The following is a 16,830-nucleotide window of genomic DNA, read 5'->3' as shown; positions in this document are numbered from 1 at the left end:
GCGTGCCCCGGGGTCTACTTGATCTTCGCGCAGAAGTCGTCGCTCGCCGCGTACACGGCCTCCTTGTCGACCTTCACACCGGACGTCTCCCGGACGCCGATGCCGATATCGATGATCTGGCGCAGGGTGTTGGCCTGGCATATCCCCTTGTACGCCTGAAGCTTCGCGCGCTCGGCCTCGGTATCGAGGTTCATGCCCGCGGCGTTGGCGCGCTGCACGAACTCGGCGACAGGGTCACCGGTCCCCGCCGGGACGGCCGTGGCAGAGGAAGCGGGCTGCTCCGCCGACGAACCGGCCGACGGTGTACTGCTGCCGCTGCCGCAGGCCGCAACGCCGATACCGATCGCAACGGCGATCGGGACGAACGCGATGCGCTTGATCATGTCCTGGTCTCCTCAATGTGCGTGCACCACGCGCGCAGCAGATCGCCGAGCTGCGACGGCTCGGCAAGCGCGCGATCGACCTCGTCGACGGGCCTGCGCTCGGCCAGACCGGCCCCGGCGGAAACAACGGTCACAGCGGCAATCGCGGCGAACCCGCACAACGCGGCCAACCGCTCTCCCCACCGGCCACCGCCGACAGACCGGACACGCGCGGCCCCGATCCTCCCTGCCGCCGTTCTCACCGCCTCCAGCACCGCCGTCAACCCCATCAGTCTCCCGTCGTAATCGCTCGATCACGCTACGGGAGCAAAGCTGTCAACGCGCCTCACCTCCCCTGAAAAGGGGGTACAACTCGGGGAAACACACAGGGCTGACCCAGCCGAGAGCCGAGTAGCATCACCTTCTCCGCGAGGACCGGCTCAGGATCAGACCTCGAAGACGTTGAGTATGTCTTTAGAAAAACCCACCAAGGGCGCGTTCATCCTCACCTCGGACGAGGGCCGCACGCGCTGGGAGGTTGACGGTCCGCACTTCGGCGGCTGGGAGGTCTACCACGTCGCCGGCTCGCCCGCGGACCCGGACCGGCTGTACGCGTCGCAGTCCACGTCGTGGTTCGGCCAGCTGATCCAGCGTTCCGACGACGGCGGGAAGACGTGGAACCAGGTCGACCACGACTTCGCCTACGAGGGCGGGGCGGGCGAGCACCTCTGGTACGACGGCACGCCGAAACCGTGGGAGTTCACGCGGATCTGGCATCTGGAACCGTCGCTGACCGACCCGGACACGGTGTACGCGGGCGCGCAGGACGCGGCGCTGTACCGCAGCACCGACGGCGGGAAGAGCTGGCGGGAGCTGACCGGGCTGCGCAAGCACACGTCCGGGCCGGGCTGGCAACCCGGCGCGGGCGGGCTGTGCCTGCACACGATCATCCTCGACCCGAAGAATTCGCAGCGGATGTTCACCGCGATCTCCGCCGCCGGCGCGTTCCGCAGCGACGACAGCGGCGAAACCTGGCAGCCGATCAACCGCGGCCTGCACTCCGACGGCATCCCGGACCCGGACGCCGAGGTCGGGCACTGCGTGCACCGCCTCGCGCTGCACCCGTCGCGGCCGGACGTGCTGTTCATGCAGAAACACTGGGACGTGATGCGCTCGGACGACGCGGGCGAGAACTGGCGGGAAATCAGCGGCAACCTGCCGAGCGACTTCGGCTTCCCGATCGCGGTCCACCCGCACGAACCGGAAACGGTGTACGTGATCCCGATCCACAGCGATTCCGAGCACTACCCGCCGGAGGGCAAGCTGCGCGTGTACCGCAGCCGCACCGGCGGCGACGAATGGGAACCGCTCACCGCGGGACTGCCGCAAGAAAACTGCTACGTGAACATCCTGCGCGACGCGATGGCCGTCGACTCCTGCGACGAGGCAGGCATCTACTTCGGCACCACCGGCGGACAGGTCTACGCGTCGAACAACGCGGGCGACAACTGGACCCCGATCGTGCGCGACCTGCCCGCGGTGTGCTCGGTCGAGGTGCAAACCCTGCGATGACCACCACCGTGCGCGTCAAACTGCCCACGCACCTGCGCCGTCTGGCGAAGGTCGAGGGAGAGATCCAGCTGCCCATCGAGGACCCGCCGACGCGGGACACCCTGCTCGACGCACTGGAACGCGCGTACCCGCAACTGCGCGGCACAGTCCGCGACACGACGACGGGCCAACGCCGCGCGTTCGTCCGGTTCTTCGCCTGCGAGGAAGACCTGTCGAACACCGCCCCGGACACCGCCTTGCCCGCCCCGGTCCTCTCGGGAGCCGAACCGTTCCTGATCATCGGAGCCATGGCAGGCGGCTGACCCACCGACCACCGGCCGAGGGGAAGAACCCTGGGCCTCGGTGCGTCCCGGGGGCGCACCGAGGCCCGGGGCTTACGTCTTTCCGGCCGGGTTGGCACCGGGCTTGGCAAGAATGCTGCGCGCGGTCGCAGCCAGGGCGGGTGTACTGACGCGCCCGTGCCCGGCCTGCCCCCGGCACCTACGACGTATGCGTTCGCGCCAGGGTGATGCCGCCCAGGTACGCCGGTCGCCGCGATTTCAGCCTAGCCGAGCAGTCGTGCCAGGCCGATACCCTCGACGCACCCGCGCCAAGCGGCCCCGGGGCGATCCCGCCCGACAGCCGCCGCCAAGCCTCAGCCTGGCCCAGCACTCGCGCCACGCCACTACCCTCAACGCACCCGCGCCCAGCGGCGACCGCAGGGCGAGCCACCCGACAACCGCCGCCAAGCCTCAGCCCGGCCGAGCAGTCGCGCCAGGCCACTCCCTCAACATCCCCAGTGGCGACCCCGGAGCGAGCCCACCCCACAACCGCCGCCAAGCTTCAACCTGGCCGAGCACTCGCGCCGGGCTGGAAGCGCCGAACTCCCATGCACGGTCGCATTCGCGCCGAGCATCGCCGGATTCCCCTCGCCGCAAGCGCTTTCGCACACGCCGCTCACCATCGAATACGCCCGGGCGGCCGATCGCACCAGATCAGCAGGGAACTCCAGGCACCCAAACCATGCCTGCGAAAACCCAACTCTGCGGACGAGATCGCGGTGAACCCGTGTCTGCACACGAGACCAACGCGGCGTCGGCGCGTCCCGCACGCAACTCCGCAGCGCGGCGATTCGGCAGCGACCGAGGCCTCCTCGTAGTGCTCCCCGCAGGCTGGCACCGCCGAATCAGTCGCGCACCGGCTTCATCGGGTCGTGCCCCAGGGACATCAACCCCTGCCGCCACCCCGCGTCCCCCGCGACCGGTTCCAAGTCGTCGCGGCACGAGGCGTGCACGCGGTCCACCACGTCGCGCATGACCTCGACGTCGTTCCCGTTCACGTCCGACTTGCGTTTGCCCAGGATCGACAGCACCTTCCGGCCCGTCGCGGGGCCCGCCTGGTCCGGCAGCGGTTCGGTTTCCGGGCCGGCCTCCCGGGTGCGCAGCCAGTCCGCCAGCTCCCGCGAGGTCATGTTCACCACCCGGTGGAATTCCGTCCACAGGTCCTCGTCCACGGTCTCGTGCGTGGCCACGTCGATCACCTCCCGGCGTCGTCTTCGCGAGGTCGGTTACCCGGACGGCCGTGCGGCAAACCCGGGCGGCGGCGAGTCCACATAGGACCGGGCCCGGGCGGCGATCCGCGCCAGTGCGGCGCGGGCCGGTCCCGGTGAGCCCGACCGGACGCCCTCCGCGATCGCTCGGTGGTCCTCCCACGACCGGGTGAGATCGCCGTGTTCGGTCAGTTCCTCGCGGAGCCGGTCGGCCATCAGGCGGCGCAGCGGGAGGCGGATCGCGAGCATGCTGCGCAGCAGGATCCGGTTGTGCGCGGCCTCGGCGAGCGCGACGTGAAACTCGGCGTCCGCTTCCAGGAAACGGTCTCGGTCGGTCAAAGCCGCTGCCATCCGGTCGACCAGGTCCGTCAAAACCGCCAGTTCACCAGCGGTTCGACGGCGGGCGGCCAGTGCGATGACGGTCGATTCGAGAGCTTCCCTCGCCTCGATCAGTTCCTGATACTCGGCGACATCCGAAGCGCCCAGCTGCCACGGCACGAAACGGCTGGCGGCGGGCTCCAGCACGAACGTCCCGACGCCCTGGCGCGTCTCGACCCAGCCCCGCGCCTGCAGGGTCCGGACCGCTTCCCGGACGGTCAGCATCGACACCCCGGCCGAGGCCGCGAACTGGCGCAGCGACGGCAGCGCGGTCCCGGGAGGCCATTCGCCGCCGAGGATCTTGCGGGTCATCTCTTCGACCAGCGAGTCCACGACGCTCACCCGCCGCACCCGGGCCAGTTCCGGCGGCGGCCCCCTCCGTCCCGAGGTCATCGGGCCAGCGTACGGATTGACGGCACTGTTTCAAACACCTAAGTTCAGGCCTGGGATGTCCACCGAAAACGAGCTGCTCGCCGACCTCCGCGCGAACGTGCGCGGCGAGGTGCACGCCGACGTCCGCCGTCGCGCCGAGTACTCCGCCGACGCGTCCAACTACCGGGTCGTCCCACAGGTCGTCGTGCTGCCGCGGGAGACCGGCGACGTTCTCGCGACCCTAGAGATCGCCCGCCGGCACGGCGTTCCGCTGACCAGCCGAGGCGGGGGTACGTCGGTCGCGGGCAACGCTATCGGGCCGGGGATCGTGCTCGACTTTTCGCGGCACCTCAACCGCATTGTCGACTTGGATCCCCAGGCGCGGACCGCGGTCGTGCAGCCCGGCGTCGTCCTCGCCGACCTGCAGCGCGCCGCCGCACCGCGCGGGCTGCGTTTCGGCCCCGACCCGTCCACGCACGCCCGCGCGACGCTCGGCGGCATGATCGGCAACAACGCCTGCGGGCCGCACGCGATCGCCTACGGCCGGACCGCGGACAACGTTCGCGAACTCAGCGTGGTCGACGGGACCGGACGGCAGTTCACCGCGGGTTCGTCCGACGCGGTGCCTGGCCTCGCCGCACTGATCGACACCCGGCTCAGCTTGCTGCGCACCGAATTCGGCCGGTTCAGCCGTCAGGTGTCCGGATATTCACTCGAACATCTGCTGCCGGAGAACGGCCGGTCGCTGGCTCGCGCACTGGTCGGCACCGAGGGGACCCTGGCGGTCACGCTGGAAGCGACGGTCGACCTGGTCGACGTCTCCCCCGCTCGGCTGCTGGTCGTGCTCGGCTACCCGGACATGGCGACGGCCGGCGACGTCGTGCCCGGGCTGCTGCCGCACCGGCCGCTGGCGGTCGAAGGGCTCGACGCCCGGCTGGTCGACCTGGTGCGCAACCACCGCGGCACCGTGCCCGCGCTGCCCGACGGTGCCGGCTGGCTGATGATCGAGGTCGGCGGCGAGACCGAAGCTGAGGCCCGGCACAACGCCGAGCGGCTCGTCAAGGACTCTCAAGCACTCGACCACGTCGTGCTGGCGCAAGGCTCCGAAGCTGCCGCGATGTGGCGGATCCGCGAGGACGGCGCCGGGCTCGCGGGCCGGACGCCGACCGGCGAGCAGGCGTGGCCCGGCTGGGAAGACGCCGCGGTCCCGCCCGAACGGCTCGGCGCGTACCTGCGGGATTTCGACGCTCTCCTCGACGAATTCGGCCTCGAAGGACTCCCCTACGGCCACTTCGGCGACGGCTGCGTGCACGTCCGGCTCGGCCTGCCGCTCGAACGCGACGCCACGGTGTTCCGCGCGTTCCTGACCGCCGCCGCGAAGCTGGTCGTCGGCTACGGCGGCTCGTTCTCCGGCGAGCACGGCGACGGCCGGGCGCGCAGCGAATTGCTGCCGCAGATGTACTCGGCCGAAACGATCGAGCTGTTCGGCGCGGTCAAGAATCTCTTCGATCCCGACGACCTCCTCAATCCGGGCGTCGTCGTCCGGCCGCGTCCGCTCGACGCCGATCTCCGCCGCCCGCAAGCACATCCGCTCCCAGTCGTCGCGGGCGGTTTCTCCTTCGCGCACGACGGAGGCGACTTCACCCGCGCCGTGCACCGGTGTGTCGGAGTCGGGAAATGCCGCGCCGACAACCGTGCGGCCGGCGGTTTCATGTGTCCGTCTTATCTGGCCACTCGCGACGAAAAGGACAGCACGCGCGGCCGCGCCCGGGTGCTGCAGGAGGTCGCGAACGGGACGCTGGTGTCCGGGTGGTCGGACGCCGCGGTGCACGAATCGCTCGATCTGTGCTTGTCCTGCAAGGCCTGCGGCAGCGACTGCCCGGCCGGTGTGGACCTGGCGCAGTACAAATCCGAAGCCCTGCACCGGAAATACCGGCATCGGATCCGTCCCGTCTCGCATTACACGCTGGGCCGGTTGCCGGACTGGATCCGTCTGCTGCATCGAATCCCGGTGCTCGGCCCGCTCGTCGTCAACGCGCTGATGTCGATCCGCCCGGTCGAGAAGGCCCTGTTAGCACTGTCCGGAGTAGACACTCGCCGCCGGGCGCCGAGATTCGCCCGCCGCTCGTTCACCCGGTCCCGGCGCAGGATTCGCGAACAGGGGCCGGAAGTCGTGCTGTGGGCGGATTCCTTTTCGGACGGCATGGACACCGACGTCGCCGAAGCGGTCGCCGCGGTGCTCGCCGACGCCGGATACCGCGTGCTCGTCCCGCCGCGCCGGCCGTGCTGCGGGCTCACCTGGATCACCACCGGCCAGCTCGACACCGCCCGCCGGAAGCTCCGCGACCTCGTGCAGACACTGCGCCCGTACGCGCAGGCTGGGCTTCCGATCGTCGGCGTCGAACCGTCGTGCACTGCCGTGCTCCGGTCGGACCTGCTGGACCTGTTCCCCGACAATCCGGACGCCAAAGCGGTTTCCGGCGCGGTCACGACACTCGCCGAACTCCTCGCCAAGACAGAAGGCTGGCAAGCGCCTGACCTGTCCGGTGTCACAGTGGTCGCGCAGCCGCATTGCCACCACCATTCGGTGCTGGGCTACGAAGCCGACCGAGCCCTGCTCGCGGCGACTGGCGCGGAACTGCACACTCTCGCCGGATGCTGCGGACTCGCCGGCAACTTCGGCATGGAACGCGGCCACTACGACGTTTCCGTTGCGGTAGCGGAAAACGCGCTGCTCCCCGCGCTCCGAGACAACCCCGGCGCTGTGTTCCTCGCCGACGGTTTCTCCTGCCGCACCCAAGCCGATCAACTGGCCGGCGTACGCGGCGTCCACTTGGCACAGTTGCTGAAACGACGCTGACGCAGCGGCTCAGCGGTCCCAGAAGCCTTGCTTCTCCAGCAACGCCACCGCACGATCGCCACCGTCCGAGAAGTGCTTCTCCACAATGGACCGAGCCCGCGCAGCCGACCGGGAGCTGAGTGCGTTGAGAATCTTCCGGTGGTCCTCGTGCGCCTTGCCGGGCCAGTCCTCGTGCGCCTCGTAAAACCCGTGCGTCACCGTTTTCGCCAGGATGCCCAGGATCGAGACCAGACGGCGGGAATCAGCGGCGTAGTTGATCCTGCGGTGGAAATCGAAGTTCAGCCGTTCCTGTTCGGCACGGTCCACTCCGGACTCCATCCGGTCGGCGAGATCGTGCAAGGCCTGCAGGCTTTCCGGCGACAGGTTCTTCGCCGCGCGCTCCGCCGCCAGACCGGACACGAGGCCGAACACGCGGTAGTGGTCGCGGATGTCGTCGCGCGTCATCTGCGCCACGAACGCGCCCCGGCGGGCGATGTGCTCCACGACGCCCTCGTGGTCGAGCGTGATCAGCGCTTCCCGGATCGGCAGCTTGCTGATGCCGAGTTCGTCGGCCAGCGCCTCCTGGTCGATCTTCTCGCCGGCCCGCAGCTGCCCGGAGAAGACCCGCCGCCGGATTTCGTGCGCGGCCAGCGATTTCAGGTTCGCCGGGCCGCCGCGGCGCGGTCCCGCACCCGTCGTCTCGGGCATCGCCTCCCCCTCCGGCAACCGTCATTCCGATAAAGTATTACATAAGCGGCTCTGCTCACCCCCTGCTCATCCCTGCTGTGCAAGCCCGTTGACCCGCCGCATTCCTGATAAAGTATCCCCCCGACGGCCTCGCCCGCGACAGGATCTGAGGAACCCATGTCCGAACCGGAAGCCTGGCAACCGTACGCCCTCACCAGCGAAGAAGTGCTCGAGCCCGGTCTCGTCGCCGCGTTTGCCGCGCTGTTCGACAACGGGCTCCCGACGCCGCGCGAAGGTGACGAACTGCCGCCGCTGTGGCATTGGGTCGCGCTCCCGCGCTGGCCGGCGTCTTCGCGGCTCGACCGCGACGGGCATCCGGTGCGCGGCGATTTCCTGCCGCCGGTGGAACTGCCGCGGCGGATGTTCGCCGGAGGCGAGGTCGTGGTACACCGGGCGCCGAAGGTCGGCGAGACCGTGCACCGACGCTCCACTGTGGACTCCGTCACCGAGAAATCCGGCCGCTCCGGGAAATTGGTGCTCATGCAGGTCCGCACGGAACTGTCCGGAATGGACGGAACGCCGTATGTCGAGGAACGCCAGGACATGCTCTACCGCGAGGCCGGGCAGTCCTCCGCGCCCGCGGTTCCGGAAACCGCCGCCGCGCTGCAGCCAGGGGGCTCGCCGTTCCGCCGGACCGACGGGCAGACCTGGGAGTTCGTCACCGACCCGACGCTGCTGATGCGGTTCTCCGCGGCCACCGCCAACGCGCACCGCATCCACTACGACTGGCCGTACGCGACGCGGGTCGAAGGCTATCCCGGCCTGGTCGTGCACGGACCGCTGATGTCGCTGGCGCTGGCCGAGGTGCTGCGGCTGGACTCCCCCGCCTCCCGGGCGCGCCGGATCAGCCACCGCAACCAGGCGCCGCTGTTCTGCGGACAGCCCGCGCAACTCCGGGTCCGGCCGGGCACCCGTTCCGTCGCGCTCGACCTGCTCGGTCCGTCCGGCCCGAGCACCAGCCTTGCCGTCGAGCTGGCCGAAGAAGACGGCTGATCTGGCGGCGGCCTCCGCTCCGATGGCAAGGTGGCGCAGGTGTTCCGGACGACGGAGGGAAGCTGAATGAGCCGCTACGCGCAGTTCGAGAACCTGCGGATCGACGGGCCGGACGAGGACGGGGTCATCGAACTCGTCCTGGACGCGCCGAACCTCAACGCGGTCAGCGACGCCGCGCACGGCGAACTCGCCGACGTCTGGCGCGAGTTCGACCGCGACCCGGAGGTGAAGGCCGTCCTGCTGCGCGGCGAGGGCAAGGGGTTCTCCGCGGGCGGCTCGTTCGACCTGGTCGAGAAGCTGGCGAACGACTTCGAGGCCCGCTCGCGCACCATGCGCGAGGCCCGGGACCTGGTCTACAACGTCATCGACTGCTCGAAGCCGACTGTCTCGGCGATCCACGGTCCGGCCGTCGGCGCCGGCCTGGTCGCCGGGCTGCTGTCGGACATCTCGGTGGCCGCTGCCAACGCCAAGATCATCGACGGTCACACGCGCCTGGGCGTCGCGGCGGGCGACCACGCGGCGATCTGCTGGCCGCTGCTGTGCGGGATGGCCAAGGCCAAGTACTACCTGATGACGTGCCGTCCGATGACCGGAGCCGAGGCGGAGCGGATCGGGCTCGTGTCGTTGTGCGTCGAGGAGGAGGACGGGCTGCTGCCCACCGCGCGGGAGATCGCGCACGAGCTGGCCAACGGCGCGCCGAACGCGATCCGCTGGACGAAGCAGAGCCTCAACCTCTGGTACCGGCAGCTCGCGGGCGCGATCTTCGACTCTTCGCTGGCCCTGGAGTTCTACGGCTTCGCCGGTCCCGAGGTCCGCGAAGGCCTCGCCTCGCACCGCGAACGCCGCAAGCCGGACTTCTCCCGCGGGCACGAGTCCTAAGCAGACAGTCGGGGCAGCCTCGCAGAAATTGTCCGGCACCGCCGAATCGGCGCAGATTTCTACTGGGGACCGTGCGTCAGCGGCAGATTGAACGAATACCGCGACGCCCGGTAAACGTGCCAGCCGTATTCGACTACCCGGCCCGTTTCGTCGTAGGTGGTGCGCTGCATGGTCAACAACGCCGCGCCGGGCGATTCATCCAGCAGCACCGCGTCTTCCTCGGTCGCCAGCCGCGCGCCGATGCTCTGCTGCGCCGAATGCAGCCGGATCCCCGCCTGCCGTAGCAGCTGGTAGAGCCCTTGGGAGCGCAATTCGTCGTCCTCGACGTCGAGAATGCCGTCCGGAAGGCAGTTGTTCATGATCGCCAACGGTTCGCCGCCCGTGCAGCGAATCCGCTTCAGCCGCCGGACTTGCCGCAGCTCGGGGGCCTCCAGCAGCGCGACGGTCTCGGCGTCGGCCGGTTCGACGCGGTTGACCAGCACCTCCGACGACGGCGTCTCGCCCAGCCCGGCGAGGTCGTCGAACAGGCTGCTCAGCCGCAGCGGCCGGGCGACTTTAGTGCGCACCACCTGGGTGCCGACGCCGCGTTTGCGCACCAGCAAACCCTCGTTGACCAGCGACTGGATCGCCTGCCGCACGGTCGGCCGGGACAGCCGCAGCCCCGCCGCGAGGTCCAGTTCGTTCGCCAGCCGGGAGCCCGCGGGCAGCCGGCCCTCGTCGATCGCGGCCCGCAGCTGCCGCGCGACCTGGAAGTACAGCGGCTCCGGGCTCGCCGGGTCCACCGCGATCCCGCGGACCGGGTCCCAGGCCGGACTGGTGCTCATCGGCGCAGTCTAGCGCGCGTATGTCCGTATGTCTTGACAAAGTCCTCCGGCACGGGGCACGGTCGGAGCACAGCCTGCGAGGAGGACGCGATGAGCACGGGGTTCGACCTCGTCACGATGGGCCGGATCGGGGTGGACCTCTATCCGCTGCAGACCGGCGTCGGCCTGGAAGACGTCACCTCGTTCGGCAAATATCTCGGCGGCAGCGCCACCAACGTCGCGGTCGCCGCCGCCCGGTACGGCCGCGCCAGCGCGGTGATCACCAAAACCGGCGCCGACCCGTTCGGCCGGTTCCTGCGCCGCGCGCTCGCCGGGTACGGCGTGGACGACCGGTTCGTCGGGACCTCGCCGCACCTGCCGACGCCGGTGACGTTCTGCGAGGTCTTCCCGCCGGACGAGTTCCCGCTCTACTTCTACCGTTTCCCCAAGGCGCCCGACCTCGACCTCTCCCCCGGCGAACTCGACCTGGACGCGATCCGCTCCGCGAAAGTCTTCTGGGCGACGGTGACCGGGCTCTCGCGGGAACCGAGCCGCTCGGCCACGCTCGCCGCGCTGGAGGCCCGCGGCCGCGAGGGAATCACCGTGCTCGACCTCGACTACCGGCCGATGTTCTGGGAATCCCGCGAGCAGGCGCGCGAATGGGTCGGCAAGGCGCTGGCCCACGCCACGGTCGCGGTCGGCAACCTCGACGAATGCGACACCGCGGTGGCCCTGCGCGAGCCTCGGGAGGCCGCGAAAGCGTTGCGGGACAAGGGTATCTCGCTCGCCGTGGTGAAGCAGGGACCGAAGGGGGTGCTCGTGGCTGACGACGCCGGCGAGGTGGAAGTGCCGCCGGTGCCGGTGGAGGTGGTCAACGGGCTCGGCGCGGGGGACGCGTTCGGCGGCGCGCTGGTGCACGGGCTGCTGGCGGGCTGGACGATCGAGCGGATCATGCGGTTCGCGAACGCCGCGGGCGCGCACGTCGCGGGGGCACTCGCCTGTTCGGACGCGATGCCGACGGAAGAGCAGGTTTTGCGCAGGCTCGGAGGGACGGAATGAACACCGTCGAGCGGATCGTCGCCGCCCGGGTGCACGACCCGGAGGCCATCGCCGAAGCGGCCGCCGCGCGGATACCGGCGCAATCGCTGTTCAACGACAAGGGCGCGGCGATGATCATCGCCGCCGACCATCCCGCCCGAGGCGCGAACGCCGTCGGCGCGGATTCGCTGGCGATGGCCGACCGGGGCGAACTCCTGGACCGGCTGTGCGTCGCGCTGGAACGCCCCGGCGTCACCGGCGTCCTCGCGACCCCGGACGTCATCGACGATCTGCTGCTGCTCGGCGTGCTGGACGGCAAGACGGTGCTCGGGTCGATGAACCGCACCGGGCTCGCCGGGTCGAGCTTCGAGATCGATGACCGGTTCGCGTGCTACGACGCGGAAACCCTCGCGCGCATGCGGTTCGACGGCGGAAAGATGCTCACCCGGATCTGCCTGGACGACCCGGCCACGCCGAGCGTCCTGCAGAACACCGCGAAGGCGGTCAACGAACTCGCCGACCGGAAGCTGCTCGCGATGGTCGAGCCGTTCCTCTCGGCCTGGACGGACGGGCGGCTCGTCAACGACCTCTCCCCCGACGCGGTGATCCGGTCCGTCACGATCGCGTCCGGCCTCGGCCGGTCGTCGGCCTACACCTGGCTGAAGCTGCCGGTGGTCGCCGAAATGGAACGGGTGCTGGCCGCCTCGACACTGCCCGCGGTGCTGCTCGGCGGCGAGGTGACGGATCCGGACGCGGCGTTCGCGTCGTGGCAGGCGGCGCTCGCGCTGCCGACGGTGCAGGGGTTGGTGGTCGGACGGTCGCTGCTCTATCCGCAGGACGGCGACGTCGCCAAGGCGGTCGATACGGCGGTGGGGTTGCTGTGAACCAGTTCAGTCTCGTCATCACTCCCGAATCGGCCGGATGGGGTTACTCCGGCCTGCGCGTCCTCGAACTCGACGGTGCCGAGACCGTCTCCACCGGCGACGCCGAAACGCTCGTGCTGCCGCTGTCCGGCAACTGCTCGGTGTCGGTCGACGGGGAGAAGTTCGAGCTGGCCGGCCGGACCGGCGTGTTCGACGCGGTCACCGATTTCGCTTACCTGCCAAGGGATGCCGAAGCTGTTCTGACCGGCCGGGGAAGGTTCGCCCTGCCCTCGGCGAAGACCTCGAAACGGCTGCCCGCGCGCTACGGACCCGCTTCAGGCGTGCCGACTGAAGTGCGTGGTGCGGGAAACTGCAGCCGTCAGGTCAACAACTATTGCCTGCCGCATACCTTCGACGCCGACCAGTTGCTCGTCTGCGAAGTCCTTACGCCAGGCGGGAACTGGTCGTCTTACCCGCCGCACAAACACGACGAGGCGCGCGAAGGCGAGAGCGAACTCGAGGAGATCTACTACTTCGAAGTCGCCAGCGGCGGGATGGGGTACCAGCGGGTTTACGGCACTGAAGAACGGCCGATCGACATCCTCAAGGAAGTCCGCAGCGGCGACGTCGTGCTGATCCCGCACGGCTGGCACGGTCCGTCGATGGCCGCGCCCGGCTACGACCTGTACTACCTGAACGTGATGGCCGGTCCGGGGCCCGAACGGGCGTGGCTGATCTGCGACGACCCCGCGCATGCATGGGTGCGCCAGACTTGGGAAGCCCAAGACGTCGATCCCCGGCTGCCGTTCGGAGGCGCACGATGAGGCTGACCACCGCGCAGGCCCTGGTGCGGTTTCTCGCCAACCAGTACTCCGAACGCGACGGCGTCGAGCATCGGCTGATCCCGGGCTGTTTCGGGATTTTCGGGCACGGCAACGTCGCCGGGCTCGGTCAGGCGCTGCTGCAGGTCGCGCACACCGGGACTTTTCCGTATTACCTCGCGCGCAACGAACAAGGCCAGGTGCACGCCGCGGCGGCGTTCGCGAAAATGCGCAACCGGCTCCAGACGTTCGCCTGCACCGCGTCCACCGGTCCGGGGTCCACGAACATGATCACCGGCGCCGCGCTGGCGACCACGAACCGGCTTCCGGTGTTGCTGCTGCCCAGCGATGTTTTCGCTGGCCGCGGCCCGGATCCAGTACTGCAGCAGCTGGAAGACGCGCGCTGTGGCGACGTTTCGGTGAACGACGCGTTCCGCCCGGTGTCGAAGTATTTCGACCGGATCACCCGGCCCGAACAGCTGATCCCGGCCGCGCTCGGCGCGATGCGGGTGCTGACCGATCCGGTGGAGACCGGGGCCGTCACGCTCGCGCTGCCGCAAGACGTCCAGGCCGAAGCCTACGACTGGCCGGAGGACTTCTTCCGCCGCCGCGTCTGGCACGTCGACCGCGCGGTGCCCGCTCCGGAAGCCGTGGCCCGGGCTGCGGAACTGCTGCGTTCCGCTAAGGCCCCGCTGATCGTCGCGGGCGGCGGCGTCGTGTACTCCGAGGCTTGGGCGGAATTACGCGCTTTTGCCGCCGCTACCGGGATTCCGGTCGCCGACACGCACGCGGGCAAGGGCGCGGTGCCGTGGGACCACCCGTGCGCGGTCGGCGGTCTCGGTTCCACGGGCACTTCCGCCGCGAACGCGTTGGCGGCGGACGCCGATGTGGTGCTGGGCATCGGCACCCGGTACAGCGACTTCACCACCGCTTCGCACACCGTCTTCGGCAACCCGGACGTGCGGTTCGTGAATCTCAACGTCGCCCGGTTCGACGCCGCGAAACACTCCGCCGAGATGGTGGTCGCCGACGCCCGGCGCGGGTTGGAAGCTTTGTCGACCGCGCTGTCCGGCTGGCAGGTTTCCGATGCGTACCGCGCGCGGACCCGGCAGCTCGCCGATGAGTGGAACCGCGCCGCCGACGCCTGTTTCGACCTCGGGCACGCTCCCCTGCCCGCGCAAACGGAGATCCTCGGTGCGCTGAACCGTTCGCTGGACGACAGCGACGTCGTGATCAACGCCGCCGGCTCGATGCCGGGCGACCTGCAAATGCTGTGGCGGGCCCGAGATCCCAAGGCCTACCACGTGGAATACGCGTACTCGTGCATGGGATACGAGGTCGCCGCGGGCGTCGGGGTGAAGCTGGCCGCGCCGGAGCGCGAGGTGGTCGTGCTCGTCGGCGACGGTTCGTACCTGATGATGGCGCAGGAACTCGTCACGCTGATCGCCGAACGGCTCAAGGTGATCGTCGTGCTGGTGCAGAACCACGGGTTCGCGTCGATCGGTTCGCTGTCGGAATCCCTGGGCTCGCAACGGTTCGGGACGGCGTACCGGTATCGCGCCGACAACGGACTGCTGGAAGGCGACGTCCTGCCGGTCGACCTCGCGGCCAACGCGGCCAGCCTCGGCGCGACCGTGCTGAGTGCGTCCACTGTGGACGAGTTCCGGGCGGCGATGAAGCAGGCCAAGGCGAATCCGGTGACTACGGTGGTGCAGGTCGAGACAGACCCGCTGGCGCCCAATCCGCCTGGGTCGGCCTGGTGGGAGGTGCCGGTGAGCGAGGTGTCCGAGGTGGACTCCACGCGCGCGGCTTACGAAACTTATGTCGCGGAGAAGCGGAACCAGCGGCGTTATCTCTGACGCTTCGGTCCGCACCGAACGGTTCCCGCGTCACCCTGGTCAGGTGACCGCAACAATCTCCGCACGCAGACAACGGCTCGCGCTGATCGCGCTCTGCCTGCCCTTCTTCATCGTCCAGCTCGACGCGACCGTGGTGAACGTCGCCGTCGAAGCGATCCGGCGCGATCTCGGCGGCGGGCTCGGCGGGGAACAATGGGTGATCGCCAGCTACACCATCGCGCTGGCCGCGGGGATGCTCACCGCCGGTTCGCTCGGCGACCGCTACGGTTCGCGACGGGTCTGCGTGCTGGGGACCGTCGTGTTCGGTGTCGGGTCCGCGCTGTGTTCGCTGGCCCCGACCCTTCCGGTGCTGATCGTCGCGCGGACGCTGCAGGGAGTGGGCGCGGCCGCGTTGCTGCCGTGTTCGCTCGCGTTGATCATCCGGCAGTTCCCGGAGCCGCGGGCCCGGGCGCACGCGCTCGGTCTGTGGGGCGGCATCGCGGCCATCGGCCTCGCGACCGGTCCGGTGGCGGGCGGCGTGCTGATCGCGCTCGCCGACTGGCGCGCGATCTTCTGGATCAACATCCCGTTCGCCGCCCTCGCCATCGTGCTGACCTGCCGGTACGTCGTCGAATCGCCGCAGCGGCGCGACCGTCGCCTCGATCCGTACGGGCTCGTCCTCGGCACCGTCGCCCTCTGCGCGCTCGCCGGCGGGCTGATCCAGGTCGGCCGGTCCGGCTGGGCTTACCCGCTGATCGGCGCCGGAGTGCTGACCGGGCTCGCGTTCGTCCTGGTCGAGCGACGCCGGCGCGATCCGATGCTGCCGCTGGCGATCTTCTCGTCCCGCCCGTTCTCCGCCGCGAGCACTGCCGGGCTGCTCTTCAACTTCTGCCTCTACGGCGCCCTGCTCTGCCTGTCGCTGTTCCTGCAGGGCCCGCTGCACCAGTCCGCGTACGCGACCGGCATGCTGACGCTCCCGCTCACCATCGCGATCGGCATCGGAGCCACCGCCAGCGGCCGGCTCACCGCCCGCTTCGGCGCCCGAGTCCCGATGCTGGCCGGGTTCAGCCTCGCCGGGCTCGGCGCGGTCCTGCTGGCAGCGGCCGGTTCCCTGCCGCTGCTGGTGGCGGGCGGCATAGTGCTGTGCTGCTGCTCGATCGCGATGCCCGCGATGACGTCGGTCGCGATGTCGACCCCTCCGGAGGAGCACACCGGACTGGCCAGCGGCGTGCTGAACACCGCTCGCCAGACCGGGGGCGCGCTGGGCACCGCGGTGCTCGGCACGCTGCTCACCGCGGGTTCGACGATGTCGCTGAGCCTCCCGATGACCGTGGTGGCCCTTGGCTACGCGGCGGCAGTCGGGTGCACGCTGCTGGCCACCCGACGCCGCCCGCTGGTCAGCTCGGCTGCCCCGGAACGACGCTGATTCCCGGCAAGGTGAGGGGAACCCTCACGACCACGCTCCCCACAGCCACCCGCGCACCCAACGATCGGGGCACCCAGCCCCTCCCCCGCACCCCGATACGAAGCCTCCCTGCACAATGGGCTTCGGGGTGCCCCACCGCACCACGGTTTCGCGAGGGGAACCCTCGCGCCGGAAAGGAACCCCGCGCGAATCAAAGCCCGTCGGAGTCCCCCTCGCGAACCTCCGCACAATCCGCGCCGCCAGCCCGACCAACCCGCCACTGACGAACCTCATACCGGCCAGGAACCTGTCCGATTGTCGCCCTTCTCAAACCCCCTCCAGGATGACAAGCTGCTCACCAGCCGGTCGCCTCCGCACCGGCTCGCACGATG

General features: G+C 69.8%; 16 protein-coding genes. 10 read left to right on the top strand and 6 right to left on the bottom strand.

Annotated elements, in window-relative coordinates; genetic code table 11:
• Positions 1–14: 14 nt before the first annotated feature.
• Positions 15–383: a hypothetical protein gene (locus SSMG_RS14415; RefSeq protein WP_009076912.1), complete on the bottom strand. Its 369-nt coding sequence runs from the start codon at positions 381–383 to the stop codon at positions 15–17.
• A complete protein-coding gene (locus tag SSMG_RS45355) occupies positions 380–646 on the bottom strand; it encodes a hypothetical protein (protein WP_286156955.1) in 267 nt (88 codons plus the stop codon). The genes SSMG_RS14415 and SSMG_RS45355 overlap by 4 nt, the downstream gene beginning before the upstream one ends.
• A 184-nt stretch (positions 647–830) precedes the next feature.
• Between SSMG_RS45355 and SSMG_RS14405 the strand changes: the two genes are divergently transcribed.
• Positions 831–1,934 (top strand): sialidase family protein, encoded by a 1,104-nt coding sequence (locus tag SSMG_RS14405; protein WP_037713660.1) that lies wholly within the window; start codon positions 831–833, stop codon positions 1,932–1,934.
• A complete protein-coding gene (locus SSMG_RS14400) occupies positions 1,931–2,236 on the top strand; it encodes a MoaD/ThiS family protein (protein WP_037713658.1) in 306 nt (101 codons plus the stop codon). Before SSMG_RS14405 ends, SSMG_RS14400 begins: the two co-directional genes overlap by 4 nt.
• Positions 2,237–3,099: 863 nt before the next feature.
• On the opposite strand, the gene SSMG_RS14395 is transcribed toward SSMG_RS14400, so the two are convergent.
• Positions 3,100–3,444: a DUF3140 domain-containing protein gene (locus SSMG_RS14395; RefSeq protein ID WP_009076904.1), complete on the bottom strand. Its 345-nt coding sequence runs from the start codon at positions 3,442–3,444 to the stop codon at positions 3,100–3,102.
• A gap of 36 nt (positions 3,445–3,480) precedes the next feature.
• A complete protein-coding gene (locus SSMG_RS14390) occupies positions 3,481–4,233 on the bottom strand; it encodes a FadR/GntR family transcriptional regulator (RefSeq protein ID WP_078560780.1) in 753 nt (250 codons plus the stop codon).
• A 55-nt stretch (positions 4,234–4,288) separates the two neighbouring features.
• Here SSMG_RS14390 and SSMG_RS14385 point away from each other — a divergent pair, with 55 nt between their 5' ends.
• Complete coding sequence (locus SSMG_RS14385; protein ID WP_009076900.1) at positions 4,289–7,072, top strand: FAD-binding and (Fe-S)-binding domain-containing protein; 2,784 nt, start codon at positions 4,289–4,291, stop codon at positions 7,070–7,072.
• 9 nt (positions 7,073–7,081) lie between these two features.
• On the opposite strand, the gene SSMG_RS14380 is transcribed toward SSMG_RS14385, so the two are convergent.
• Complete coding sequence (locus SSMG_RS14380; protein WP_037713656.1) at positions 7,082–7,759, bottom strand: GntR family transcriptional regulator; 678 nt, start codon at positions 7,757–7,759, stop codon at positions 7,082–7,084.
• Positions 7,760–7,915: 156 nt separating this feature from the next.
• Here SSMG_RS14380 and SSMG_RS14375 point away from each other — a divergent pair, with 156 nt between their 5' ends.
• Complete coding sequence (locus SSMG_RS14375) at positions 7,916–8,791, top strand: MaoC family dehydratase N-terminal domain-containing protein (RefSeq protein WP_009076896.1); 876 nt, start codon at positions 7,916–7,918, stop codon at positions 8,789–8,791.
• Positions 8,792–8,857: 66 nt separating this feature from the next.
• Positions 8,858–9,670 carry an enoyl-CoA hydratase/isomerase family protein gene (locus tag SSMG_RS14370; protein WP_009076895.1) on the top strand — a complete coding sequence of 271 codons (813 nt, stop codon included), beginning with the start codon at positions 8,858–8,860 and terminating at the stop codon, positions 9,668–9,670.
• Positions 9,671–9,729: 59 nt separating this feature from the next.
• Here SSMG_RS14370 and SSMG_RS14365 read toward each other — a convergent pair whose 3' ends face one another.
• The gene (locus SSMG_RS14365) at positions 9,730–10,494 is read right to left on the bottom strand and encodes a GntR family transcriptional regulator (protein WP_009076893.1); all 765 of its coding nucleotides are present in this window, start codon (positions 10,492–10,494) and stop codon (positions 9,730–9,732) included.
• Positions 10,495–10,584: 90 nt separating this feature from the next.
• On the opposite strand from SSMG_RS14365, the gene iolC reads away from it, so the two are divergent.
• The 5 genes from iolC to SSMG_RS14340 are packed head-to-tail and all read left to right on the top strand — an operon-like array spanning position 10,585 to position 16,459.
• The gene (iolC, locus tag SSMG_RS14360) at positions 10,585–11,532 is read left to right on the top strand and encodes a 5-dehydro-2-deoxygluconokinase (protein ID WP_009076892.1); all 948 of its coding nucleotides are present in this window, start codon (positions 10,585–10,587) and stop codon (positions 11,530–11,532) included.
• A complete protein-coding gene (locus SSMG_RS14355) occupies positions 11,529–12,395 on the top strand; it encodes a hypothetical protein (RefSeq protein ID WP_009076890.1) in 867 nt (288 codons plus the stop codon). Before iolC ends, SSMG_RS14355 begins: the two co-directional genes overlap by 4 nt.
• Positions 12,392–13,198 (top strand): 5-deoxy-glucuronate isomerase, encoded by an 807-nt coding sequence (gene iolB / locus SSMG_RS14350; RefSeq protein WP_009076887.1) that lies wholly within the window; start codon positions 12,392–12,394, stop codon positions 13,196–13,198. Before SSMG_RS14355 ends, iolB begins: the two co-directional genes overlap by 4 nt.
• Positions 13,195–15,054: a 3D-(3,5/4)-trihydroxycyclohexane-1,2-dione acylhydrolase (decyclizing) gene (gene iolD / locus SSMG_RS14345; protein WP_009076885.1), complete on the top strand. Its 1,860-nt coding sequence runs from the start codon at positions 13,195–13,197 to the stop codon at positions 15,052–15,054. Before iolB ends, iolD begins: the two co-directional genes overlap by 4 nt.
• A 43-nt stretch (positions 15,055–15,097) precedes the next feature.
• Entirely contained in the window at positions 15,098–16,459 is a 1,362-nt protein-coding gene (locus SSMG_RS14340) for an MFS transporter (RefSeq protein WP_009076883.1), read from the top strand.
• Positions 16,460–16,830: the final 371 nt, after the last annotated feature.

The sequence above is a fragment of the Streptomyces sp. AA4 genome (assembly GCF_000158875.1).
In the GTDB taxonomy this organism is placed as follows: domain Bacteria; phylum Actinomycetota; class Actinomycetes; order Mycobacteriales; family Pseudonocardiaceae; genus Amycolatopsis.
This window is presented reverse-complemented; position numbering and strand designations above follow the sequence as displayed.